Origin of the sequence: Paraburkholderia sediminicola (assembly GCF_046026895.1) — a bacterium.
GTDB classification, from domain to species: domain Bacteria; phylum Pseudomonadota; class Gammaproteobacteria; order Burkholderiales; family Burkholderiaceae; genus Paraburkholderia; species Paraburkholderia sediminicola_C.
Map to the genome: position 1 here is coordinate 140,387 of NZ_JAQQEU010000002.1, position 23,798 is coordinate 164,184.

General features: G+C 58.5%; 25 protein-coding genes and 1 pseudogene. 14 read left to right on the forward strand and 12 right to left on the reverse strand.

What is annotated here, in order from left to right; genetic code table 11:
* Positions 1-286 precede the first annotated feature (286 nt).
* The 8 genes and pseudogenes from PQR02_RS02575 (at position 287) to PQR02_RS02610 (ending at position 6,323) form a co-directional block, all read left to right on the forward strand.
* Positions 287-1,333, forward strand: coding sequence for a hypothetical protein (locus tag PQR02_RS02575; protein WP_408224980.1), 1,047 nt, complete (start codon positions 287-289; stop codon positions 1,331-1,333).
* 373 nt (positions 1,334-1,706) lie between these two features.
* Positions 1,707-2,026: pseudogene (locus PQR02_RS02580) on the forward strand (ISKra4 family transposase); the annotation flags it as partial.
* A gap of 181 nt (positions 2,027-2,207) precedes the next feature.
* Positions 2,208-2,363 carry a hypothetical protein gene (locus PQR02_RS02585; RefSeq protein WP_408224983.1) on the forward strand — a complete coding sequence of 52 codons (156 nt, stop codon included), beginning with the start codon at positions 2,208-2,210 and terminating at the stop codon, positions 2,361-2,363.
* 20 nt (positions 2,364-2,383) lie between these two features.
* Positions 2,384-2,920, forward strand: a complete 537-nt coding sequence (locus PQR02_RS02590; RefSeq protein ID WP_408224986.1) for a hypothetical protein — start codon at positions 2,384-2,386, stop codon at positions 2,918-2,920.
* Positions 2,921-2,928: 8 nt separating this feature from the next.
* A complete protein-coding gene (locus tag PQR02_RS02595) occupies positions 2,929-3,534 on the forward strand; it encodes a SagB/ThcOx family dehydrogenase (protein ID WP_408224989.1) in 606 nt (201 codons plus the stop codon).
* Complete coding sequence (locus tag PQR02_RS02600; RefSeq protein ID WP_408224992.1) at positions 3,531-3,728, forward strand: hypothetical protein; 198 nt, start codon at positions 3,531-3,533, stop codon at positions 3,726-3,728. The genes PQR02_RS02595 and PQR02_RS02600 overlap by 4 nt, the downstream gene beginning before the upstream one ends.
* Positions 3,729-3,979: 251 nt before the next feature.
* A complete protein-coding gene (locus PQR02_RS02605; RefSeq protein WP_408224995.1) occupies positions 3,980-5,101 on the forward strand; it encodes a carbamoyltransferase C-terminal domain-containing protein in 1,122 nt (373 codons plus the stop codon).
* On the forward strand, positions 5,085-6,323 hold the full coding sequence (locus tag PQR02_RS02610; RefSeq protein ID WP_408224998.1) for an MFS transporter: 1,239 nt from the start codon (positions 5,085-5,087) through the stop codon (positions 6,321-6,323). The genes PQR02_RS02605 and PQR02_RS02610 overlap by 17 nt, the downstream gene beginning before the upstream one ends.
* A 149-nt stretch (positions 6,324-6,472) precedes the next feature.
* On the opposite strand, the gene tnpC is transcribed toward PQR02_RS02610, so the two are convergent.
* The 4 genes from tnpC to PQR02_RS02630 form a co-directional block, all read right to left on the reverse strand.
* Positions 6,473-8,044, reverse strand: a complete 1,572-nt coding sequence (gene tnpC / locus PQR02_RS02615) for an IS66 family transposase (RefSeq protein ID WP_408225001.1) — start codon at positions 8,042-8,044, stop codon at positions 6,473-6,475.
* Between the two features lie 29 nt (positions 8,045-8,073).
* Complete coding sequence (gene tnpB, locus PQR02_RS02620; protein WP_408225004.1) at positions 8,074-8,445, reverse strand: IS66 family insertion sequence element accessory protein TnpB; 372 nt, start codon at positions 8,443-8,445, stop codon at positions 8,074-8,076.
* The gene (gene tnpA / locus PQR02_RS02625) at positions 8,442-8,843 is read right to left on the reverse strand and encodes an IS66-like element accessory protein TnpA (protein WP_408225007.1); all 402 of its coding nucleotides are present in this window, start codon (positions 8,841-8,843) and stop codon (positions 8,442-8,444) included. Before tnpA ends, tnpB begins: the two co-directional genes overlap by 4 nt.
* Positions 8,844-8,956: 113 nt before the next feature.
* Positions 8,957-9,358 (reverse strand): hypothetical protein, encoded by a 402-nt coding sequence (locus tag PQR02_RS02630; protein ID WP_408225010.1) that lies wholly within the window; start codon positions 9,356-9,358, stop codon positions 8,957-8,959.
* Between the two features lie 365 nt (positions 9,359-9,723).
* On the opposite strand from PQR02_RS02630, the gene PQR02_RS02635 reads away from it, so the two are divergent.
* Positions 9,724-9,999 (forward strand): DUF1488 family protein, encoded by a 276-nt coding sequence (locus PQR02_RS02635; protein WP_408225013.1) that lies wholly within the window; start codon positions 9,724-9,726, stop codon positions 9,997-9,999.
* Positions 10,000-10,095: 96 nt separating this feature from the next.
* Positions 10,096-11,082, forward strand: a complete 987-nt coding sequence (locus tag PQR02_RS02640) for a zinc-dependent alcohol dehydrogenase family protein (protein ID WP_408225016.1) — start codon at positions 10,096-10,098, stop codon at positions 11,080-11,082.
* Between the two features lie 93 nt (positions 11,083-11,175).
* Here PQR02_RS02640 and PQR02_RS02645 read toward each other — a convergent pair whose 3' ends face one another.
* The 3 genes from PQR02_RS02645 to PQR02_RS02655 are packed head-to-tail and all read right to left on the reverse strand — an operon-like array spanning position 11,176 to position 13,922.
* Entirely contained in the window at positions 11,176-11,310 is a 135-nt protein-coding gene (locus PQR02_RS02645; RefSeq protein ID WP_408225019.1) for a helix-turn-helix domain-containing protein, read from the reverse strand.
* Positions 11,303-12,520, reverse strand: coding sequence for a chromate efflux transporter (chrA, locus tag PQR02_RS02650; protein WP_408225022.1), 1,218 nt, complete (start codon positions 12,518-12,520; stop codon positions 11,303-11,305). The genes PQR02_RS02645 and chrA overlap by 8 nt, the downstream gene beginning before the upstream one ends.
* 16 nt (positions 12,521-12,536) lie before the next feature.
* Positions 12,537-13,922 (reverse strand): PQQ-dependent sugar dehydrogenase, encoded by a 1,386-nt coding sequence (locus PQR02_RS02655; protein WP_408225219.1) that lies wholly within the window; start codon positions 13,920-13,922, stop codon positions 12,537-12,539.
* Here PQR02_RS02655 and PQR02_RS02660 point away from each other — a divergent pair.
* Complete coding sequence (locus PQR02_RS02660) at positions 13,810-14,094, forward strand: hypothetical protein (RefSeq protein WP_408225234.1); 285 nt, start codon at positions 13,810-13,812, stop codon at positions 14,092-14,094. The two genes, PQR02_RS02655 and PQR02_RS02660, sit on opposite strands and share 113 nt — an antisense overlap.
* Before the next feature lie 442 nt (positions 14,095-14,536).
* A complete protein-coding gene (locus PQR02_RS02665; protein WP_408225025.1) occupies positions 14,537-15,040 on the forward strand; it encodes an alkaline phosphatase family protein in 504 nt (167 codons plus the stop codon).
* 41 nt (positions 15,041-15,081) lie between these two features.
* On the opposite strand, the gene PQR02_RS02670 is transcribed toward PQR02_RS02665, so the two are convergent.
* From PQR02_RS02670 to PQR02_RS02690, 5 genes are all read right to left on the reverse strand, one after another.
* Entirely contained in the window at positions 15,082-15,513 is a 432-nt protein-coding gene (locus tag PQR02_RS02670) for a PAS domain-containing protein (RefSeq protein WP_408225028.1), read from the reverse strand.
* Positions 15,514-15,618: 105 nt separating this feature from the next.
* A complete protein-coding gene (gene frc, locus PQR02_RS02675; protein ID WP_408225031.1) occupies positions 15,619-16,869 on the reverse strand; it encodes a formyl-CoA transferase in 1,251 nt (416 codons plus the stop codon).
* Positions 16,870-16,894: 25 nt separating this feature from the next.
* Positions 16,895-18,637, reverse strand: a complete 1,743-nt coding sequence (gene oxc, locus PQR02_RS02680) for an oxalyl-CoA decarboxylase (RefSeq protein ID WP_408225034.1) — start codon at positions 18,635-18,637, stop codon at positions 16,895-16,897.
* Positions 18,638-18,700: 63 nt separating this feature from the next.
* On the reverse strand, positions 18,701-20,032 hold the full coding sequence (oxlT, locus tag PQR02_RS02685; protein ID WP_408225037.1) for an oxalate/formate MFS antiporter: 1,332 nt from the start codon (positions 20,030-20,032) through the stop codon (positions 18,701-18,703).
* A gap of 455 nt (positions 20,033-20,487) precedes the next feature.
* Entirely contained in the window at positions 20,488-20,817 is a 330-nt protein-coding gene (locus PQR02_RS02690; RefSeq protein WP_408225040.1) for a ferritin family protein, read from the reverse strand.
* 107 nt (positions 20,818-20,924) lie between these two features.
* Here PQR02_RS02690 and PQR02_RS02695 point away from each other — a divergent pair, with 107 nt between their 5' ends.
* Both PQR02_RS02695 and PQR02_RS02700 read left to right on the forward strand, forming a co-directional pair.
* Positions 20,925-21,614: a hydrolase gene (locus PQR02_RS02695; RefSeq protein ID WP_408225043.1), complete on the forward strand. Its 690-nt coding sequence runs from the start codon at positions 20,925-20,927 to the stop codon at positions 21,612-21,614.
* 256 nt (positions 21,615-21,870) lie between these two features.
* Positions 21,871-23,739, forward strand: coding sequence for an amidohydrolase (locus PQR02_RS02700; protein ID WP_408225046.1), 1,869 nt, complete (start codon positions 21,871-21,873; stop codon positions 23,737-23,739).
* Positions 23,740-23,798 lie beyond the last annotated feature (59 nt).

Below are 23,798 nucleotides of genomic sequence, written 5' to 3' on the forward strand. Positions count from 1 at the left end.
ACTTCTATGGCCAGGGGACGCCGGTCAGACGCCTTGCAGCGGCCCGAGGAATGGCCCATCACCGACCCCGAAGGACCAGTGTGGCAACGCGAATTCGAGCCTCAAAACGTCCGAATTCTTCGATCTTTTGGCAGATACACGTACACCGAGGATGAAACTATCGCTGGAGGGTCCATTGTGAACAGACCGCCTAATTAATCCGATCACGGTCATATTTCGCGACTTGAGTGCTACCCGCAACCGGCGCAGCGTGTCGCGGTACTTCTATTTTTAACTGGGGCACACAATGGACATCTCGATCGGAACATGGTTCGTCGCTGACGAGAAAGAAGACGAAACCACATTCCCGCAAGTTGGAGAGCGCTCCTCGACGCTCGCTTTTCAGGACGTCTACTGGCGCTGCGTTGCGTGTTTTTACGTCACAAGTGTTGCAAATAATCCGCTCGCAAGGCATGTCTTCTATACAAACACCCCTATTAGAAGTGTCGATGGGTTTGACATGCAAGCTCTGTTTGACCGACTTGGCGTGGAAGTCATTCGACTCCCTATCACCTACAGGATCCCCCGAGGGGAGGCAAAATCTTGGGGAAATCAGTTTTACATTCTGGACGTTATTAAACACATTGCCGGAAACGCCTCTACGGAAAAGTTCATCATTCTTGACAGCGATTGCGTTTGGAATTCAAGCGTGGAAAGGCTGAGCGACGCTCTCGATGAATTTGGATGCGTTACCTATACGCTTGACAACAACGCGTACGAAATAAATTCTGCCATCAATGGTGTTACGCGGCAGCAGATGAGGGCGGCCCTTAATGACTGGCAGAACATACCAAGCAAGCCGGGCGACGATCAGTGTGTTGAATATAGCGGTGGCGAACTGTTTGCTGCTACGCACTCCGAATGCAAGATTCTTGCTTCCATGATAGACGACCTATGGCAGTGGCAATTTGGACAGCCAAAAATAAGAGGCTTTCTTGAGGAGGCTCATTTTCTCAGCATCTTATATGCGGCTCGCGGGTACAAAAACTTCACTGCAAATCCGTTTATAAAGCGGATGTGGACAACATTCAAGGTCAACAACATCGAGAAGAAGGATCTGGATATTGACATCTGGCATTTGCCTGCCGAAAAGAAAAGTGGGTTTCGTGCAGCGTTTCGACGACTTGTGGATGGCAAATTGCCAGCCGACCCGGCCCGTTTGAGTATCTATTTTGCCCGCACCATGGGAATTCCTCGACGTAGCGCCGGAAAGTTCGTCGCAGACGCCTCGCGGAAGATAAACGAAAAGGCGCTTGCTTCTCTCGGTGCCAGGATCGGCTTGAGAACCGAGTAGCTCGGGTTGTCCGGTGAGGAGCGTGTCCTGCTGACCCGTCACATGAACGCAAGAGTGACGGTATAGCCGCCGGATGGCGGTATGCCGTAGATGTTTCTCGGTGGGGCGCCGGATTTAAGGCGGTGCGAGCAATCGTGGAATCGACCGTCCATAACTGACCGGGATCCGATCATCAAGCGGTGCATTGCTAATAGCTGTCTCCTGGCGCCGAAACTGGAGTCACGCCTGCTCGCGATGTGCAATTGAGTCCCACTGCCTCCCCGCCTTATCAGCAACACAGTCAAACCGGAAGACGGTGATAGCGTGGTGACCTTTCTCGATTGCCACCAGCCACAATAGATCCCGCGATGGATTCGCCCGACTCGACATGACCAAACTACCCATGGAAATAGTCGTACGGGAATTCCGCACCTATATCGCGGCCAACCAGACGTTCATTCCGAACTACGGCGACCGCTACCGGCACGATGAGACAATTTCCACGGCGTTTGTCGAGTCGACCGAGAACTACGTGGTCAGCAAGCGCTTTGTGGAAAAACGAAAAAACAGCAGATGCGTTGGACCCAGCGCGGCGCGCATCTGCTGCTGCAAAACCGCGTGCAGGTCCTGAACGCCGATCTGCGGGAAACCTTCGCTCGCTGGTTTCCGGGAATGAGAGCGGAAGAACCAGCAGCGCTAAAGGAGGCCGCATAGAGGCCTCAGCCCCCAGAATGGCGCTCTCTCCTGGCACAAGCTCCCCGAACCAACTCAGGATACTACTTAGGTATTTTCCCTGTTTATCTCAAATTAAGTAAGACCTAACCTAAAAACGCGCCGCGAGAGATTTCTGGGCGCACGACGTTATTCACTTAATCCGAGAATAAGGAATTTCATCATGCAGAAAATCAACATCGAACCGACCCTGTCATTTCAGTCCAATGATGCATATAACAGCCTTGCCACGCCTGCAATGCAAAAAATTGTGATCGAACCGACTCTGTCGTTTCAGTCCAACGATGCGTACAACACACTCGGCGCACCGCTGAAGTAAAGGGCGAGTAGGATAGGCGGTTGGCTTCCGTCGACCGCCTCGCGATGAACAGTATTCAAGGGAGGGCGAGCGATATGGCATTGAAACAGGATCCCACTATCTTTGTCAGGATAATCAACGGAAAGCTGATTCTATGGGATTATAGCTCCCACTCTCAATACGAAATTGGACATCAGCATATCCGGAGAATCCTAGAAATCTCGAACGGCTCGGAGATATCGAGTTCAGCCGTCGATTCCGATATCGTCAACAGTGGAATTTTCAACGAAGACGACCGGGATTTCAAAAAGTGGGGCTGGGACTGCTTATCACACATATTCCATCTTGGCACTCAGATCGTCCTTGACGAAGGCGCAGATCTGCCGATTGACGACAGCTACGAGGGGTATGTCGCGTATTGTGCGTCAATCGTTGATAAGGTGCCAGAGACCAGATATGCCCGCGATGGTGATCCTGTCGCCCTCCCTGCTCCGGACAAAGATTTCGAGGCCAATCCAAGACTTGCGGATGTACTCATGACCCGCAAGACTTCGCGATCGTTTACCCCTAGTCCGTAGCGCTCCAGATGGTGGCTAATTCCCTCTATTGGACTTTCGGTGCGGTCCACGGCGATACCCGTCAGGACATGCAAGAAGCTGGTCTATTACCGGTAGGGTATCGACGTACATCTCCATCCGGAGGATCGCTTCAGCCAAGTGCGGCTTATCTAGTGGCACTGAACGTCGAGGGACTCACAGCAGGCATTTACCATTACCGAGCGTTTTCGCACCAACTAACGTTGGTTACTCACGACGTCAACGGCGAGACCATAGGCCGCCTCCTGTGTGCGAAAATGTTTGCGAGGGACCTAGCCTTTGGAGTATTCGTAACATCTTGCTTCGACAAGATGTGGGGGAAATACCCGCACTCGAGAGCGTACAGGGTCGCGCTGCTCGATGTCGGATGCCTGGCACAGACCTTTCAGTTAGTGACCACAGGACTCGGAATGGACTCGTGGCTAACTGGATACTTCCTCGATAGGGAAATCAACAAGTTGCTGGCTGTCGACGAAATGCGCGAATCGGTACTCTTTTTCCTCGGTGCGGGTATCGGAAATGGTACGCCATTCGCGCCCGAAGCACTGCGCGCGCTTGATCGTATACGTGAGCGTCAGCGAGGAAGCGCCGAATGATCATCCTTGCCTTGAAGCCGGGCCACGATGGTCACATTTCCTGCGTTGAAAACCGCGTTCTGAGATACTCCTATGAGGCTGAAAAAGATTCCCGGCCCCGGTACGCGCCAGTTGGTGCCGAACTACTAATCGACTCCTTCTCGGCCACTGACGGGATCCCAGACGTGATTGCACTGAGCGGCTGGGCTGCTTGAATCGACCCGCGTGGATCGAAAATCGGTGCCGGATACCTCGGCGTAGAGCCTCCGCAGCAGAAAGAAATCAACTTCTTTGGACGACGTGCCAAGCTCGTCACTTCATCACATGAGCGGTCTCATGTGATGTGTGCGTATGGACTGTCGCCATTCCCGCAAGGTCAGCCGTGTTATGCGCTCGTGTGGGAAGGACACATTGGCGCGTTCTATCGAATTGACAGCAATGTCCAGATTACGAAGTGTGCGACGTAATGTCCGATCCCGGTATCCGCTACGCGTTCGCCTACGGCGTGGCAGATCCGACATTCATGCTGCGTAGTGGCCAGGTCAGACTCGGGGACGCAGGAAAACTGATGGCGCTGGCCGCCTTCGGACAGCGCCGCGCAAAGACAGGTATCGAGGACGACTTTTTACAGGCAATCCTAAACCCGGCATCCGCCCTCGATTGTCTGGATAAATCGCTCTTTGAGTCCTCACCATACTTCAACATAGCGGTTGAAAGCCCAGAGTTCAAACAGGTCGCGAAGCATCTGTCGGACGCGATCTTCGACACATTTCTCGAACGGATACGGCCGTTCGTACTGGACAATGCTCCTCTTCTAATTAGTGGTGGCTGTGGTCTGAACTGCGACTGGAACAGCAACTGGCTAAACAGTGGACTGTTCAGCGATGTTTTCGTGCCCCCCTGTCCAAATGACGTTGGATCGGCCATAGGCACGGCCATCGATGCCCAGCATCACTTGTCCGGTGACGCGAAGATTCTGTGGAGCGTATATTCCGGCCAAATGTTCGACGACGACGTGGACGTTGTCGAAGGATTCGCTCCTAAGCAAATGGTGTTCTCCGAGATCGCAGAGCTGCTGTATCAAGGTGCAATCCTTGGGTGGGCGCAAGACCGGGCAGAGATAGGTCCACGAGCTCTTGGCAATCGGTCCATTTTGGCCGCGCCGTTTTCGAAGCACACACTTGACCGATTGAATATCATCAAACGCCGGGAGAACTTCAGGCCAATCGCCCCCATCTGTCTGGAGGAAAGCGCTGCTCGCTTTTTTAAATTGGACCGACCAAGCCCACACATGCTGTATTTTTCGCGGGTCAAGAATTCGCGGCTTCAGGCGATCACTCACGTAGATGGATCCGCCCGTCCACAGACGGTGAATTCGTCACAGAATCTAAAAATCTATTCACTATTGAAGGCTTTTGAGCTCGCATCTGGATATGGAGTCCTTTGCAACACATCACTTAACTTTAATGGTGCTGGATTCATTAACAAGACAAGTGACTTGGCAAAGTATGCCAAGGAGGGCGGGCTAGATGGTTTTGTCGTTAACGACAAACTGTATTTAGCGAATCAGCATGTGGGATCAGCATAAAATGCGAACAATCCAATCATTATTTAAGGTTCGAGGCTATGCCTCATTCTTTGCTTCTCGCCTCTTCAACTCCATAGCAATTTGGGTCGACTTCACGCTGATCTTTTCGCTACTCTCCTTTAGCTATAACGCCGCGCCTCGAACCCTTGGGATTGCAGCCGCACTCTATGGCTTACCAGGCCTCCTGCTTGGTCCGTTCATCGGTGTTTTGGCCGATCGAAATTCCCCAGCGCTCGTCATGCTCGCGAGCTCGACCGGAAGGTTTATTTCCTCGCTTCTGCTTGCCATTGCGCCCAACGAGGGCTTCTTTATTGCTATGGTGCTTCTAAAGGGCATCAGCAACCTGGGTAGCGTGCCCGCCGAGCAGATTCTCGTCCGACGGTTGCTAACAGACGAACAGATTGTATCGACAACGACACTAACCTCATTAATCGATCAATGTACAAAAATTGCTTCGCCACTTCTCGGCGCAGCCTTGGCAGTTGTCTCTCATTCTAGAGGGGGATTTTTCTTCACGGCGGTGCTAGCTTTTGCTTCGGCGGGTTGTGCTGTTCGAATTGGCGCGGTCATTGGATGGAAGTCTGCGGATCATCAGGCCAAAAATCGGCTTCCGAATTTTTCAGTGCTTTGGCAAACTATCTTGAGCAAACCGCGTTTCGCTGTCGCCCTGACTCTTATGCTTGCTCTTTCGCTTACGCTTGGATTGTATGACTCAATACTTGTTCTATTGCTTCGGGAGCACGGCCTCCCGGCCAGTGCTTTTGGAACGATTGTCAGCTGCACCGCCGCTGGCGCAATCTCATGTGCACTTGTCCTGAAACGGGTTCTAGTCCGTACGAGTGAGTTCCGCGTTATGCTGGCGTCCCTGTGTGGATTCAGCGTAACAGTCATAGCGGCAGGAGTTCTAGGGATCGCGTATGAGCGACTCAGTTTGCCTGTCCTTTGTGTGTTGTGGCTAATAAATGGATTCTGCTATGCCGGTGGGGTTATGGCCTATTCAATCTCGCTGCAAACGGAATCGCCACGAGAAATGCTCGGCGTCCTTTCATCGACGGGACGTAGCCTGCAACTTTGTGCACTGGTCGGCGGCCCGATAGTTGGGTCGTGGATCGCCCAGCACTTCGGCACCCCTTGGACCTTCATCGGTGCGGGTGCAGTGGGGCTATGCATCGCGTGTGCCGGTGCTGGTGTACTTCCCTCAAGGATTCCGCAACCCGGGTAACATCGGTAGGACCACCGTCGGTCTGGCTTTGTTCGGAAGGGTATGCCCGCAATCTAGTTGCGGACGCAACTATACAATCTTGACTGAAACGGGCCTGCCAAAGCTGTTCCGTAAGCGTGTTGCTGATACCGTCTTGACGCGGATTTGAGTTAAGTACGCGCGGGAAGCTGAGCAGCCACGGCCCACGGCGCGAGGTCGCCGATACGATTGATTGGATGATCGGCGACGCGAGCGAGTACGAAGCGCAGATATGCCTCGGGTTCCACGTTGTTGAGCTTCGCGGTGCCGATCAGGCTGTAGATCGCTGCGGCACGTTCGCCGCCCGAGTCCGCCCCCGCAAACAGATAGTTCCGACGGCCTATCGCCACGCCGCGCAATGCGCGTTCGACCGGCTGGTTGTCGATCTCAAGGCAGCCGTCCTCGCAATAGCGTGTGAGCGCATCCCATCGGTTCAAGGCATAGAGTATCGCGCGACTTGTATCGGACTTGCGCGAGAGCGTCTCCAATGCGGTGGTGAGCCACGCATGGAGTTGATCGAGCAGTTGCCGCGCGTGTTGTTGCCGGTACGCGCGGCGTTCGTCGGGTGGTTTGCCACGGATGTTCTCTTCGACCTTGTACAGAGCTCCAATGCGTGAGAGCGCTTCGGTATTCAGCGCATTTGGACGCGCCGCGTGGAGTTCATAGAACTGTCTTCGCGCGTGGGCCCAGCATGCCGCTTCGGCGACACGTCCTGTTTCGTAGATGGCCTGGTAGCCGCCGTACGCATCGGCCTGCAACGTGCCGCTAAACGATTCAAGATGCTCCTGCGGATGGATGCCCTTGCGATCCGGCGTATAGATGAACCACACGGCCGGCGGCGTCATGTCGCCCGATGCCCGATCGTCACGCACATACACCCACAGACGGCCGGTCGTTGTCTTGCCGGCACCAGGCGCGAGCACTGGCACGGGGGTATCGTCAGCGTGCAGTTTGGTTGCTGCCATAACGTGCAAGCGCAACGCGTTGACCAGTGGTTGCAGTAGCGCAGCACTGTGGCCGACCCACTTCGCAAGCAGCGAGCGATCAAGCTCCACGCCTTCGCGCGCATACATGACCGATTGCCGGTAGAGCGGCAAGTGATCCGCGAACTTCGAGACCGGTACGTGAGCCAGAAGGCCGGGGCCAGCCATACCGCGTTCGATGGGGCGACTCGGGGCAGCGGCCTGCGCAATATGCTCGCAGCACGAACAGGCAAACCTGGGGCGCACATGGCGGATCACGCGGAAGCTCGCCGGTACGTATTCGAGTTGTTCGGAGACGTCCTCGCCCAGTTGCTTCATCTGGGCACCGCATTCGGTACAGGTCTGGTATGACTCAGGCAGATGTGTCTGGATCTCTCTGGGCAGATGCTCCGGCAACGGCTTACGCTGCACCTGTTCCGGCGCGGTGCGCGGCGTCTTGGGGATTTCGACTGGCGTGGCACCTTCGTCTGCTTCGAGCTCTTCCAGACGCAGTTCGAGTTGCTCGATCTGATGGTCCAGCTTCTCCGATTTGCGTCCGAACTGCATGCGGCGCAGCTTCGCAATGAGCAGCTTCAAGTGCTCGATTTCGGCCTTGCCTGTCGCGATTGCAGCCTTCTGCGAATCGACCACGTTCTGCATACGTTCGAGCTGCGCGTCGCGTTCGCGCGGCATGGCCTTCAGGGCCTCGATGTCGTCTGGAAGGGTGCTCGCAGAAGTCATGCCGACAGTTTACGCGTCGGCGCCGACGTTTACAACGCGGAAGTGGGCCGCGCGGTGCGTGTCGGTTGGCGCCAGTCGATGCCCTCGAGCAGCATCGACAACTGGGCGGGGCTCAGGCATACCGTGCCACTTGTGGCCTGAGGCCAGACGAAGCGGCCCTTCTCAAGGCGCTTCATGAGCAGGCATAACCCATCGCCGCTCCACCAAAGCACCTTGAGCAGATCGCCGCGTTTCCCCCGGAAGACGAACACGTGACCACTGAACGGGTCGCGTTCGAGTACGGTCTGCACCTTCGCGGCAAGACTGTTGAAACCCGCACGCATGTCGGTTACGCCTGCGGCCAGCCAGACGCGGGAGCCGCCTGGCAAGCCCACCGCCGACGGAAGCATGAGTACATTCACCGTGACAGCCCTCGCACTATCTCAATCAGGGTTGCCGTGGAAATATCACCACTCAGGCGCAAGCGCACCGGACCACACTCGATCTCGTACACACGATCCGAACTGGATGGCAGGGAACCCGGCGCATTCGCCGCCTGAGGCGCCAGCGTCACAGGCATCCAGTTAAGGGCGGCAGCCTCATGCGCAGCGAAGGCAGTGGCCGCAACATCCGGCAGACCGTAGTCGCCTGCCAGGTAGTGGCGGCGCCATTTGAACAGCAGATTGGCATTGATGCCATGCTCACGCGCGATGAGCGCGGCAGACCCCTCTGGAGCGAGCGTCGCTTCCACGATCTGCCGCTTGAATTCCACCGAGAAGTTGGGGCGTTTGATTCGCCTGGCTTGCGTTGCCGTATCCATGATGGTGTCCACCATTTATTTGGTGGGCACGAAAGTAGCCAAACTCAACGTCTATTGCTACACGGACTGGCGACACGCTTACAAATAGTCGTCGCCTGGTGCCGTGACAGCTTTCACTCGTCGCATTTCACGTCCTGCTTCGGCACAACGATAATCACCGGATAGGTCCCCTGGTCGAGTTCCACGCGGGCCACCACGGCCATCGTCGTGCTATCGATGTCGTCGTACACGCTGACTTTTTCATTCCGAAGGCTTGTGATGCCGGTACAGCCAGACGCGCGCCCGTCGTCGGAGATCTGGCATCGGATCGGGTTGTCCGCAAGGTAGCGATATTTGTCCCTGTCGGGGGCCGCAAGATATTCGCGAACGCTCTGTGCCGATCCACCGACGCCGGTGACATACCCAATGGCGCACTGCTGTCTGGATGCATCACTGCCTGCGGATGTTTCGGCTTTCGCGGTCGTGCCTGCCGCTGCGATGAGCGCCGCGAGTGTCGATGCAAGTAGGTATTTCATGGCGCAAATTACGGTCGTCGGATTGAAGTGCTGGATTGTAATGGCAACTTTGCCGAAGCGGCGGAAAGCGACAATCGTCCGCTACTTTGCCTGAAGCTAGCGACAATGCGCCAGATGCGCTTCCCTGATAATGGGATCGCGCGGGCTAATGAGTTCAGACTCGAGGGTGGGAGCGCACACCTGAACACCGCTGACCACGCTCAACCAGCACGCCAGATCTGAATTTGACGTGCCGCGCACAACTCCTATGCTGGTGACAGGCGGGCGTCGCGCAGAGCGGACCGCCTCGAAGGCGGTCCACAACCCGTAGGTGCGCAGACACGCCGCTCCAGCCCGCATCCTGCGCAAGGAATCAGGGGGTGGTCATGAAGATTCATTTTCCAGAGGAACTTCCAGAATATTGCGCGCGCGACCTCGTCGTCGTGTTTCCGGCCGAAGTAGACGGCGCGCGCGTGCAGTGCGCGATCACTGCGGAGGCGCTCGAAGACCATTTCGGCGCTGCTTCGCTGCGCGAAGACGACCTGATTGCTGCATTTAACTCGAACCGGCATCCAATCGAACACGCAGCCAGGCAACTGCTTAACGAGGTGGGTGCCAAACCGGTGCTCATGCACAGCGGTTACTTCCGCTTTAGTGAGTGAGTTTTCGCCGGGCGGCTTGGTGCAGCGACGCTTTCGATGCGCTGCGTCGGCGCGAAGCGAGGTGCGGGCCGGCCGTGCAGGTTGGAGGAGAATCCCATGCGTGCGATGGTGTTCGACGGCAGCGCGTCGTTGCTGCGTGAGCAGGAGGTGCCAGATCCCACGCCCGGTGCCGGGCAGCTTCTGATCGATATTCGCGCGTGCGGCGTGTGCCGCACCGATCTGCATCTGGTCGATCATGAGCTCAAGCATCCCAAACGGCCCGTGATCCCGGGCCACGAAATTGTCGGCACGGTAGCCGGCCTCGGCGCGGGGGTGGCGGGGTTCGCCGTCGGCGACCGGGTGGGGGTGCCGTGGGTGGGCCGCACGTGCGGGCATTGCCGCTACTGTCTGTCGGCGCGGGAAAATCTCTGCGACGACCCCGGCTTCACGGGCTATACGATCGACGGCGGCTACGCCGAGCGGACGGTCGCCGACAGCCGGTACTGCTTTCACCTACCCGCTGAATACACGGACATCGAAGCAGCACCGCTGCTATGCGCGGGGCTCATCGGCTATCGCACGTTGAGCATGGCGGGCGACGCACAGCGAATCGGTATCTACGGGTTCGGCGCGGCGGCCCATATCGTTGCGCAGGTCGCGCGTCATCAGCAGCGCACGGTGTACGCGTTCACACGGCCGGGTGATCGCGCAGCCCAGCAACTCGCGCTGCGGCTGGGCGCGGCGTGGGCGGGTAGCAGCGAACAGGCGCCGCCTGACGAGCTGGATGCGGCTTTGCTTTTTGCGCCCATCGGCGCGCTCATTCCGCAAGCATTGCAGGCGGTCGCGAAAGGTGGTGTGGTGGTGTGCGGCGGGATTCACATGAGCGATATTCCGTCGTTCGCGTATTCAGTTTTGTGGGGCGAGCGGCGCGTGGTGTCGGTCGCGAATCTGACGCGCGATGATGGGCTCGCCTTCATGGGCCTTGCGGCCGAAACGCATCTCGCGATCGAAACGACGACTTATCCGCTGGCGGATGCCAATCGGGCGCTCGGCGACCTGCGCGATGGCAGGTTGACGGGTGCGGCAGTCCTTGCCGTTCGCTAGCGGCTGGCGCGCTTCAGGACCGGGACGGCATTCGATCGCGGTGCTGCCGGCGGTGAACCGGATGGCGTTTCAACCCCGGACCCGAACCCCGACTCAAACTCGCACAAGGCCGTCGTGATCGAGGATCCTGATGTCCTTGCCCCGCCTATCGACCAGTCCGTCACGCTGAAATCGGGAGAGGATCCTGCTGAGCGTTTCGAGTTGGATTCCAGGGCCGTTTTCAAACAAACCACCACGCGAGCGCGGCCGTCAAAAGGACGACCGCCCACGACGGCACGCGCCACCACCCGAGCAGCACCAGCGCCACGACGAGCAGCGCGAAGTCGCGCCCGGTATGCATCGCGCTGGTCCATACGGGGTCATAGAGCGCGGCGAGCAGGATGCCGACCACGGCGGCGTTGATGCCGGCCATTGCGCGTCGCATCGCCGCGAAGGCGCGTAACTCGCCCCACAGGGGGAGTGCCGCGCCGACCAGCAGAAACGATGGCAGGAAGATCGCGACGGTGGCGATCAAAGCGCCCACCACGCCCGACGGATGACCCGTGCTGGTGGCGCCGAGAAATGCCGCGAACGAAAAAAGCGGACCCGGAACCGCCTGCGCCGCGCCGTAGCCTGCCATGAACGCGTTCGAGGAAACCCACCCGCGCGGCACAACGACCGCTTCAAGCAGCGGCAACACGACGTGGCCGCCGCCGAACACCAGCGATCCGACCCGGTAGAACGCCGCAAACAGATCGAGTGGATAACTGTGCAGATAGGCTGCGACCGCGGGCAATCCAAACAGTAGCAGCGCGAAAGCCGCGAAGCAGGCGAGTGCGCCGGTTTTCGTCCCCGGCATGCCGAGCGGCGCGCTCGGCACCTCGGTCGATGACTTCAGAAAGGCGGCGCCGGCGATTCCCGCTGCCACGATCGACGCCACCTGCCCATAGGCCGCGCCGAGCACGATGACTGTGACTGCGGAAACTGCAGCGATAGTCGCGCGTGCGCGGTCGGGACAGAGCATGCGGCCCATCGACCAGACTGCCTGCACGACCACGGCGACCGCCGCGATCTTCAACCCTCGCAAGAGCAGAAGCGAGGTCGCGTCCGACAGACGCGTGAAGCCGTAGGCAAATGCCACGAGCAATAACACCGACGGCAGCGTAAAGCCGAGCCAGGCCGCTACCGCACCCGCCATGCCGCCACGCAGACGCCCGATGGCGATGCCGACCTGACTGCTGCCGGGCCCGGGCAGAAACTGGCACAGCGCGACCAAGTCGCTGAACGTGTGTTCATCGAGCCACTGGCGGCGCCCGACGAATTCGTCGCGAAAGTAGCCGAGATGGGCTGCCGGGCCGCCGAACGAAGTCAGGCCTAGCCTCAGAAAAATGCAGAAGAGCGTCCACGGTGAGCTATGTGCCGCTACGGCAAGGGGAGTTTCTGTATCCGTGTGGCGCATGGAAATGGTCGTACCGCTAATATGCCGGGATGGGCTCCGAAAAATAGCACACACTGGCGTGAATTTGCGCTGCGGTGTGGCCGCGCTCGTTCGAACAGCCGGCCGCATGGGCGGCGTTGGTGTCGTCGCGCGGGGCAACTCGCCAGACAGCATTCCCAACATCGTCCGCCACCAGCAGCGCGCCGTGCGCATCCAGCGCGACGCCGACCGGCCGCCCCACGGCGTGGCCATCCGTTGTCAGAAAGCCGCTCAAAAAATCCTCCGGTGCGCCAGCAGGTTTTCCATCGACGAATGGCACGAATACCACCTTGTAGCCGCTTCGCGGCTTGCGGTTCCACGATCCATGTTGGCCAACGAATGCCCCGCCCCGATAGTGCGCAGGGAACAGCGTCCGGTCGTAAAAGACAAGACCCAGTGAAGCCGTGTGATTGCCGAGCGCATAGTCCGGTGCGATGGCCCTTGCAACAAGGTCGGGGCGTTGCGGTTTGACTCGCGTGTCGACGTGCTGGCCGTAATAGCTATAGGGAAAGCCATAGAACGCGCCATCTTTCACCGCCGTCATGTAATCGGGTACGAGGTTGTTGCCGAGATCGTCCCGCTCGTTGACTGTCGTCCACAACGCGCCGCTGTCCGGCTGCCACGAAAGGCCGTTAGGATTGCGCAATCCTGTCGCATAGGGTCGCAAGCGACCGGTGTCCACGTCGTATTCGATAATCCGTGCACGGTTTTCCTCGGCGTCGACGCCATTTTCAGCCGCGTTGCTATTCGATCCCACAGTGATGTAGAGATGTTTGCCCGAACGATCCGCAAGGATATTCTTTGTCCAGTGGTGGTTGATCGGGCCGGCTGGCAAGTCTGCAACCTTGACTCCAGGGCTGGTGATCTCCGCAGCGCCCGGAGTGTAGTCAAAACGAAGCAAAGCATCCGTATCCGCAACGTAGAGTTCATTGCCGATGAGCGCCATTCCGAACGGCGAATGCAGCCCGCGGAGAAACACCACCTGCATCTGGGCGACCCCGGTTCCATTGGTGTCACGTAACAACATGATTTGATCGGGACTCTTCACGCCGGCGCCAGCGCGCTTCATGACCTGATGTCTGACCCAGCCGAGAATGCCGCTTCCCTCGTCATGCTCTTTGGGCGCATCGCTTTCCGCCACCAGTACGTCACCGTTAGGCAAGGTATAGAGCCAGCGAGGATGTGCCAGGCCGCTGGCGAACTCGGTGACGCCAAACCCATCGGGAGCGGTGGGCATGAACCCGGCAGAGCGCGCCTGAACGGGCGCGATATTGACCATCGTGATCATTGTCGATTCTGGGGCCGGCACGGCGGGTGCGGCGCCGAAGCCGGTATCGCTCGAGGCTGACGGTCCGATCGCGCAGGCGGCCAGCGGCAAAACCATTGAAACGACCAGACGATTGATCGAACGCATGTTCGTGATCCTGTTTTTAGGCTGTGGCTATTCGGTGTCAGCAAAAAACCTGCCTACGAAAAGGATTGCCGAGGCGGACAGCTTCTCCTATCGGTTGGGGCCACAATTTCTCGGCTTCGACTCGCTGGTTCTGCATCACTGAGCTGTACATCGAACTGGCGCTAAGTGACATCAGGTTTCCTTAAGGTGATGTCGCTGGCATCAAGACGCAAGTGCGGTGCACTTGCTCGACCGTCCGTTTGAGCGCCGCAGCCCGCGCGGCCCCCACTCGATGTAATTCGAGGCAAAGGGGAAGAATGCGGAATCAGGTGTCCTGAAATATCATGCGGCGGCGCGGACGTTCCACTCGCTGACAGTCCTGTTGATCGCGATGCAGTTTGTGATCGGCTGGACGATTCCGGATGTCCAGCGGGATTCGCCGCGCGTTGGGCTGGTCGCCATGGTAGCGAACAGAGTGATCTGGCAATTCCTCATAGAGCCACACGGGACGTACCAGCGTCCTGTCCCAACGCGCGGCCGCCAGGTTTCAGCCAGCATCGGCGACTCAATTTGTTATTCGTTGCGCACCGGGAGTGCTTTTGGCGATGACAAATAAAGACAATTGGAATGCGCGCAATAGCAACGCAAATCTCCACGAGGAGGGGGGGCGCGGCCCTGCCACGCCGCGTCGCGAATTCCTATGCATGGCGGCAGGGTCGGTCGGAGCCTCGGTAGCCGCCCCGCTGATACCCGCACTGATGCGCGATGTGCTGACGACCCCGGCAGCCACCACGACAGGCACTATCGAAGATGTCCGGCACATCGTCATTTGCACTCGGGAGAACCGCTCGTTCGACCACTACGTCGGCACCCTTCGAGGTGTGCGCGGCTTCAACGACCGAATGGCAATCCGGTTGCCCAATTGTGATCCGGTCTGCACGCAAGAACCGTCGATGAGCTATCTGACCGACATCGCGATTTGGAACAAGGGTCTTCGCAACGCATGGAATACGGTGCGTTCACCCGGCCTCGGCATGAGTTACTTTTCTCGTAACGATTGGCGTTTCTACACGTGTGCGCCAGTTGTCATTAGCCGCGTCCGTGCTTAATCCTCGGGCGCAAGGCGGACACTTCTCCGCCAATCCGCAGCTCACGCGCCCGCGGACGCTTCAAGTTCCGCGAGACGTTTGCGTAGCAAACGATCCTCCTGGAAGCGCTTGGTTTCATCGCGGATCACTGCAACGATGCCGGTAAGTTCGTTTTGCGCCGAATGCAGCAGAGCGACCGTAAAGGCGATCGACAGAGACTGTCCATCCTTGCGCACAGCGGGAACACGGAGCACATCGTTGCCATATCGGGTTTCGCCCGTGGCCATCGTTTTGTGATAACCGTCCCAATGGCGACCGCGCAAACGTTCGGGAATGATCAGATCCAGCGATTTTCCGAGTGCCTCGCTTTGTGTAAAGCCGAACATGTGTTCGGCCGCGGGGTTCCAGAAAGTAATGCTGCCGCGTAAATCGGAAATGATGATCGCGTCGCCTATTACGTTGGCAAGTTGCTGAAAGTCGATAGCGCTTTGCATGGCGTTGCCCCCGATATAGAAACACAAATGTTCGAATTGAGTACGGCGCCGCCCACGGCGCCGTACTCGCAGGCCCGAGCATACCAGCGGGCTTGGGTGTCGCCGTTAAATCGCTTTGACTTCGCGCAGGTTGAAGATGTCCTGCTTGCTGTAGCCAAGGCTTGTCAGCACCTCGTCCGTGTGTTCCCCGAGCAGCGGCGACGCGGTGACTTCCGGCTTCATATCCGAGAATTTGATCGGGCTGCCCACGGTGAGATACGAGCCACGCTTCTTGTGCGGCACTTCGACGATCGTGCCGCTCGCGCGCAACGACGGATCGTTGGCGAGTTCTTTCATCGTCAGCACTGGCGCACACGGAATGTCGAACTTGCGCAGAATGTCGACCGCTTCGAATTTGGTCTTGTCGGCGAGCCAGGCTTCGATGGTTCCGAAGATCTCGAAGATGTGTGGTTGACGTGCTTCAGCGGTCTTGTAAGCCGGGTCATCGATCCACTCGGGTTTGCCAAGTGCCTTGCAGATCGGCTCCCACGCATGGCCCTGGATCGTGAAGTAAATATATGCGTTCGGATCCGTTTCCCAGCCCTTGCACTTGAGCACCCAGCCCGGCTGACCGCCGCCGCCCGCATTGCCGCCGCGTGGCACGACATCGCTGAATTCACCGTGCGGATACTGCGGATATTCCTCGAGATAGCCCACACGCTCCAGTCGCTGCTGGTCGCGCAGCTTCACGCGGCACAGGTTCAGCACGCTGTCCTGCATCGACACGGCGACCTTCTGGCCCTTGCCGGTTTTGTCGCGTCCCAGCAGCGCGGTCAGAATGCCGATTGCCAGATGCATGCCGGTGTTGCTGTCGCCGAGCGCGGCGGCGCTAATGGTAGGCGGACCGTCCCAGAAGCCGGTGGTGGACGCCGCGCCGCCCGCGCATTGCGCGACGTTTTCATAGACCTTCAGGTCATCGTAGTGATGGCCGTCGCTGAAACCCTTCACCGAAGCGACGATCATCTTCGGATTGAGTTCGTTCAGGCGTTCCCACGAAAAGCCCATGCGGTCCAACGCGCCCGGGCCGAAATTTTCGACCAGAACGTCAGATTCACGGATCAGCTTTTCGAGTACTTCCTTGCCCTCGGGCTTTTTCGTGTCCAACGTGAGCGATTTCTTATTGCTGTTGAGCATCGTGAAGTAGAGTGCGTCGGCATCGGGGATGTCACGCAGCTGATTACGCGTGACATCGCCCGAGCCCGGCCTTTCAACCTTGATCACATCGGCGCCGAACCAGGCGAGCAACTGTGTGCACGCAGGACCGGCTTGAACGTGGGTGAAGTCGATGATCTTGATGCCTTCGAGAGGTTTGGTCATTCTGATAGCTCCTTGGTTCGTCCGATTACTTTTTCATTGCCGCGCTTTGCGGGTTCAGGTTGGTCAGGCGACCGCTCTCGGTGCCGGCTGCCTCATCGATGACGGCATTGATCAGGCTCGGTTTGCCGGATGCGATCGCTTCGAGCAGCGCCTTCGTCAGTTCTTCCGGCGTACTCACGTGATAACCGACGCCGCCGAACGCCTCGATCATCTTGTCGTAACGTGCACCCTTCACGAACACGGTCGGCGCGACGTCCTTTCCGCCTGTCGGGTTCACGTCGGTGCCGCGATACACGCCGTTGTTGTTGAATACGATCGTGCAGACAGGCAAGTCGTAACGGCAGATGGTTTCGAGTTCCATTCCGCTGAATCCGAACGCGCTGTCACCTTCGATTGCGACAACCGGCTTATCCGTCGTGACGGCCGCGCCGATCGAAAAGCCCATCCCGATGCCCATGATTCCCCACGTGCCCGAGTCGAAGCGTTTGCGCGGCTCATACATGTCGATGATGCTGCGGGCGTAGTCGAGCGTATTTGCACCTTCGTTGACGACGTTGATGTCCGGGCGCGTCTTCAACACATCGCGGATTGCGCGTAACGCGCTGTGAAAGTTCATCGGCGACGGATTCTTGTCCAGCGTCGCGGCCATCTTGGCGAGATTCTTGTTCTTGCGCTCGGCAATCGCGCCGATCCACTCAGCGGACGGCCTGGGGAAGCTCACATCGATGCCGGCGCGAAGTGCCGCCACGCAAGAACCGATATCACCGATCACCGGCGCGGCAATCGCGACGTTGCTGTCGATTTCGGTCGGCGAGATATCGACCTGGATAAACTTCTTCGGCTCCGCGCCCCACGTTTTGCCTTTGCCGTGCGAGAGCAGCCAGTTCAGACGCGCACCGATCAGCACGACCACGTCGGCTTCCTGAAGCACGAACGAGCGTGCCGCCGACGCCGATTGATCGTGTGTATCCGGCAACAGACCTTTGGCCATCGACATCGGCAGATACGGAATGCCGCTTTGCTCGACGAAGCCACGGATCTCCGCATCAGCCTGAGCATACGCCGCGCCCTTGCCGAGCAGGATCAGCGGACGCTTGGCGCTCTTCAGCACGTCGATTGCACGCTTGACGGATTCCGGCGCCGGCAACTGACGCGGGGCGGCGTCGACCACTCGCACCAGCGACTGCTGCGCTTTCACGGCATCCATCGTCTGCGCGAGCAGTTTGGCCGGTAAATCCAGATACACGCCACCCGGCCGGCCCGACACAGCCGCGCGAATCGCACGCGCCACACCGATGCCGATGTCTTGCGCATGGAGCACGCGATACGCGGCCTTCGCGTAAGGCTTGGCCGCGGTCAACTGATCCATTTCTTCGTAATCGCCCTGCTGCAGATCGACGATTTCGCGTTCGCTCGAGCCGCTGATCAGGATCATCGGGAAACAATTGGTGGTCGCATTGGCGAGCGCGGTCAGGCCGTTCAAAAAGCCCGGTGCCGACACTGTCAGGCAGATGCCAGGCTTCTGCGTGATGTAGCCGGAAATGGCCGCAGCATTGCCCGCGTGCTGTTCATGACGAAAGCCGATGAAGCGCATTCCTTCGGCTTGTGCGAGTCGCGCCAGGTCAGTGATGGGGATGCCGACCAGTCCGAAAATGGTGTTGATGTCGTTCAGTTTCAGCGCGTCGATGACGAGATGGAAACCGTCGGTCGTTTCGGTCGCCTGTTGAGTCGACGTGTCTTCCGTGGTGGGCTGGTCGGCTTCTGCCATGACATCTCTCCTTGTAGTGGAGTGTTGTGTGGTTGGTCGTGATTGGGGCGCTCGCGCTGTCGCTTATTCGGATGAGCCGCCCGGCCATTGCTGCAGTCGTGCTTCGACAATCGCTACGCCGGCTGGCGCGCCCGAGTTTTCGATCCAACGCTTTCTCATGGGTGCAAGGACGAACTTCGCGCAGATGGCGGCAGCGATCGATATCACCGCCGCCGAAATGAACACGGTGCTCCAGCCGCCGTCGGCCGACAGAATCGATGCGACCGGCACCAGCATCGCAGCCGTGCCCTTCGCGGTGTAAAGCGTCCCGGCATTCGCCGCGGCGTGTTTGCTGCCGAACGTGTCCGCGCAGGTCGCGGGGAAGATCGAGAAAATCTCGCCCCAGCAGAGGAATACGGCGGCTGCGAAGAACATGAATGCATATGGGTTGTGGCCAAACTGCATCAGCCCCAGCAGCGCGACGCCTTCGCCGAGGAAGATCATGAACATCGTGTTTTCGCGGCCAATGCGGTCGGATAGAAAGCCGCACAACGGACGGGTGAGTCCATTGCACAGGTTGTCGATCGACAGCGTCATCGTGAGAAGGGGCAGGGTGATGCCGATCAGATTCACAGGCAGCTTGGCAAAGCCGTATTCTTTCGCGATCGGCCCGAGCTGCGCGGTCGCAATGATGCCGCCGGCCGCCACGAACACGAACATCAGATATAGCACCCAGAAGAGCGGCGATCGGATCATCTCGCCAGACTTGTAGTCGATCTTGCTTGCGACGATGCGTTTAGCCGGGATCGCGGAGGCGGGGGGCTTCGGCCGGACCAGCATGGTGGCGAGCAGCAGGATGCAAACACCCTGAAAAATGCCGAAGAACATGAACGCGTGCTCGTAGCCCGAACGCTGGATCATATTGGCAATCGGTATCACCGTAACGGCTGCGCCGGCGCCGAAACCCGCTGCAGTCAAACCGGCTGCGAGACCGCGTTTGTCAGGAAACCATTTAAGCGCCATGCCGACGCAGGTGCCATACACACAGCCCGCGCCGATACCGGCAATGACTGCTGCCACGTACAGGTGGGAGAGACTGGTCGCATGCGCGTTGATGACCCAGCCTATCGCTGCGCACAGCGCGCCGCCGATCACGACCGGGCGCGGCCCGAACTTGTCGACGAGCCAGCCTTCGACGGGCACGAGCCAGGTTTCGGTGACGATGAAAATTGTGAAAGCGGTCTGGATCGCCGCTTGACCCCAATGGTGGGCGTTGTCCATCGGCACGACGAACAGCGTCCACGCATACTGAAGGTTCGCGACGAGCCCCATGCACACGATGCCGATCGCGAGTTGCACCCACCGGTGATGCCAGAATGGTGCGCGGCCGCGGTCCGATACATTGGAAAGTTCCATGACTCCGTCTCCTGTATATTCCGTCGCGCTCAAACGGCGCGTTGGACCTACGTGATCGAATCGCTTCGCCGCCGGTTTTGCCTGCGGCAATGAAGCGCCAATGGTCGGCCAGAGGGAACTGCTCTAGTGAAAACTGTTCCTCGTTGTTCGCACTACAGCTGAGTGCAAGTTGCTACACCTGCTGCATGTGAGAGGAGATGCTGCGCGAGATCAGCAATAAGTTAAAGTTAAAACATTTTATGGTTTGCATTCGGGAAACCTAATATCAAGGGTTTACCTATGATTGCGGGATTGACGGGAAAGGGGGTGGATTTCCTGCCCAGTACGAAAAACTGCACGCTGACCTACGGCCGGAAGCCCTACTTGGGGCTTGGGAAGTGCATCGGCCCGGGCTTTCGGGGCGGCTCGGCGGACTTCCTGTGAGGCCCCAAAAGACGGGAACTGCGGCGAGCAGATTAGTGCTCGCTGCCGTTGTTGTACGACGTGGGGATTACATGCATTAAGAAAGCATTATTATTCTTTGAGGATGCTTCAGGCATTGTTAATCTATGAGGTTCGAGCAGGAACCACAGGCGCTGTTCTGCTTCGTCGATCCAGTTGTCGAGCAGACCCGCCGTGGCGACATCGTCGTATCCGCCGCACAGCGAGTTCATGGCGAAGGTTTGAGGCGTTAGATAGGCGGAAAAATATGAAATTTTCTGAAGCGGAAATACAGATGGACCGCGCCGCGTTTGATCGTGACACCCTTCACGCAATTTTTTAAGCCTTATTAAGGGCTTTGCCAAGGATTCGGTGAAACGCCGTCGATAGACTGGGCCGCAGTTTTTCTCGCACCCCAGGCGAGTGCGGCATGTTTTCCCGTGTTCACTAAATTCTTAGGACGTACAAAGCCATGGCAAATCCGAAACTCGAAGTCCTGACACCTGCAAATTCGCAGATCATCTTCATCGACCAGCAGCCGCAAATGGCTTTTGGGGTCCAGTCCATCGACCGTCAGGCACTTAAAAACAACGTAGTAGGACTCGCGAAAGCAGCGCGGGCGTTCAACATTCCCACCACTATCACGACAGTGGAAACCGAAAGTTTCTCTGGATATACGTACCCGGAATTGCTGGACGTGTTTCCGGGCCACAGCCTGCTCGAACGCTCGTCTATGAATTCGTGGGACGACCAAAAGGTTCGTGACTCGCTTGCTGCAAATGGCCGAAAAAAAGTGGTGGTGGCAGGTCTGTGGACAGAGGTTTGCAACAACACGTTTGCGCTAAGCGCGATGAACGAAGGCGACTACGAAATCTACATGGTCGCCGATGCGTCGGGCGGCACGTCGAAGGAGGCGCATGAGTATTCGATGCAGCGAATGATTCAGGCCGGCGTGGTTCCGATGACCTGGCAACAGGTGCTGCTCGAATGGCAGCGCGATTGGGCGCACAAAGAGACTTACGACGCGGTAATGGCGATTGTCAAAGAGCATTCGGGTGCCTATGGAATGGGTGCGGACTATGCCTACACAATGGTGCACAAGGCTCCCCAGCGCGTGACGGGCTCTCACGAGGTTCTGGCGCCGGTGCGTGCAAAGAAGTAAGCATCTGCGCTACATCGTCCGGCGGGCGGCTCGAACACTGCGCGGATCGCATCAACTTGGGGTCTATAGAGCTGCCATCGCCACGAACGTGCCGCCAGATGTAGCGGAATTCGAGGGCAGTGCATCGGAGTCCTGAATCCAGCGCGCCGGCCGCAATCCATATTGAATGATTCATGGGAAGACCATAGCGACAAGCGCTCGCTTCCCATCCATTGCTTCGCGCGCGAAAACCGCAGCACTCTCAATGAGGATCGCCATGAATTCCAATAATTCCGAGCCGACGCCGGCCGATGTCGTGTTCTTCAACGGCAAGATCGCCACGCAGGACGACAAGCGCTCGTTTGCCGACTCGCTCGCGGTGGCGAACGGCCGCATCATCGCTTCGGGTGCGCGTGACACTGTGATGCGCCACGTAAACCACAACACGCGGCAAGTTGACCTCAACGGGCGCACGGTCATCCCCGGTCTCAACGATTCCCACCTGCATATCATTCGAGGTGGGCTGAACTTCAACATGGAGTTGCGTTGGGACGGTGTGCCGTCGCTGGCGGACGCGCTGGACATGTTGCGCAAGCAGGTGGCACGCACGCCGGCGCCTCAATGGGTGCGCGTGGTGGGCGGCTGGAACGAGTTCCAGTTCGCCGAACGGCGTGGACCCACGCTCGAAGAAATCAATGCGATCGCGCCGGACACGCCCGTGTTCATTCTGCACCTCTACGACAGCGCGCTATTGAATGCCGCTGCGCTGCGGGCAGTCGGCTATACGAAAGATACGCCGAATCCCCCCGGCGGCGAGATCCAGCGCGACAGGCGCGGCAATCCGACCGGCATGCTCATTGCGCGGCCGAACGCCGGTCTGTTGTACGCGACGCTTGCCAAAGGTCCGAAGCTCGCACCGGAGGATCAGCGCAATTCCACGCGGCACTTCATGCGTGAGCTCAACCGGCTCGGCGTGACTAGCGCGATCGATGCGGGCGGTGGCTACCAGGCCTATCCGGATGACTACGCCGTCATCATGGATATGGCGAAGCACAACGAACTGACGGTGCGTATCGCGTACAACCTGTTCACGCAGAACGCGAAAAAGGAAATCGAAGATTTCGCGAAATGGGTAAAGATGACCAGACCCGGCGAAGGCGACGATTTCCTTCGCGTCAATGGCGCGGGTGAAATGCTGGTTTTTTCCGCTGCCGATTTCGAGGACTTTCTCGAGCCTCGACCGGATTTGCCGGACTCGCTGGAGATCGAGCTGGAAGCTGTCGTCAAGCTGCTGGTCGCCAACCGCTGGCCATTCCGTCTCCACGCCACCTACGACGAATCGATCGGACGCTTCCTGAATGTGTTCGAACGCGTGAACGCCGAGATTCCGTTTAACGGGCTGCGCTGGTTCTTCGATCACTGCGAGACCATCACGCAACAGAATATCGACCGCGTGCGCGCGCTCGGCGGTGGCATCGCGATCCAGCATCGGATGGCCTATCAGGGCGAGTACTTCATCCAGCAATATGGTGAAGAGGCTGTGCGGCACACGCCGCCCATGCGCCGCATGCTGGATGCCGGACTGCCCGTCGGCGCGGGAACGGACGCCACACGCGTCGCGAGTTTCAATCCGTTCGTTTCGCTGTACTGGATGGTGTCGGGCAAGACGGTCGGCGGCACCGCGATGTATTCGGACGTCAACAAGCTGGACCGAATGGAAGCGCTACGCCGTTACACAGTGGGCAGCGCGTGGTTCTCGAACGAAGAGGACCGCAAAGGCGCGCTGGTTGCCGGCCAGTTCGCAGACTTCGCGGTCCTCAGCGACGACTACTTTACCGTCGAGGAAAGCCGCATCAAGTTTCTGACCTCGGTGATGACGGTAGTGGGTGGCAAGGTCGTCTATGCCGACGACGAATTCGCGCCGCTCGCGCCTGCGGATCTGCCGGTTAGCCCGTCGTGGTCGCCAGTGGCGGAATTCGGCGGCTACAGCCGTTACAAGCCGACTGCGGTGGCATGCGTGGAGGGCTGTGTGAATCTGTGCGGCGTGCATGCGCATGCGCATGGCTGGGCATGGCGTAAAAACGTGCCTGTCAGCGATTCGAACGGGTTCTGGGGTGCATTGGGTTGTAGCTGTTTTGCGTTCTGACATCCGCGGGTTAGCAGCGCCAGCAGAGCGGATTCGCGATGGCGTGTGGAGATTCGGCT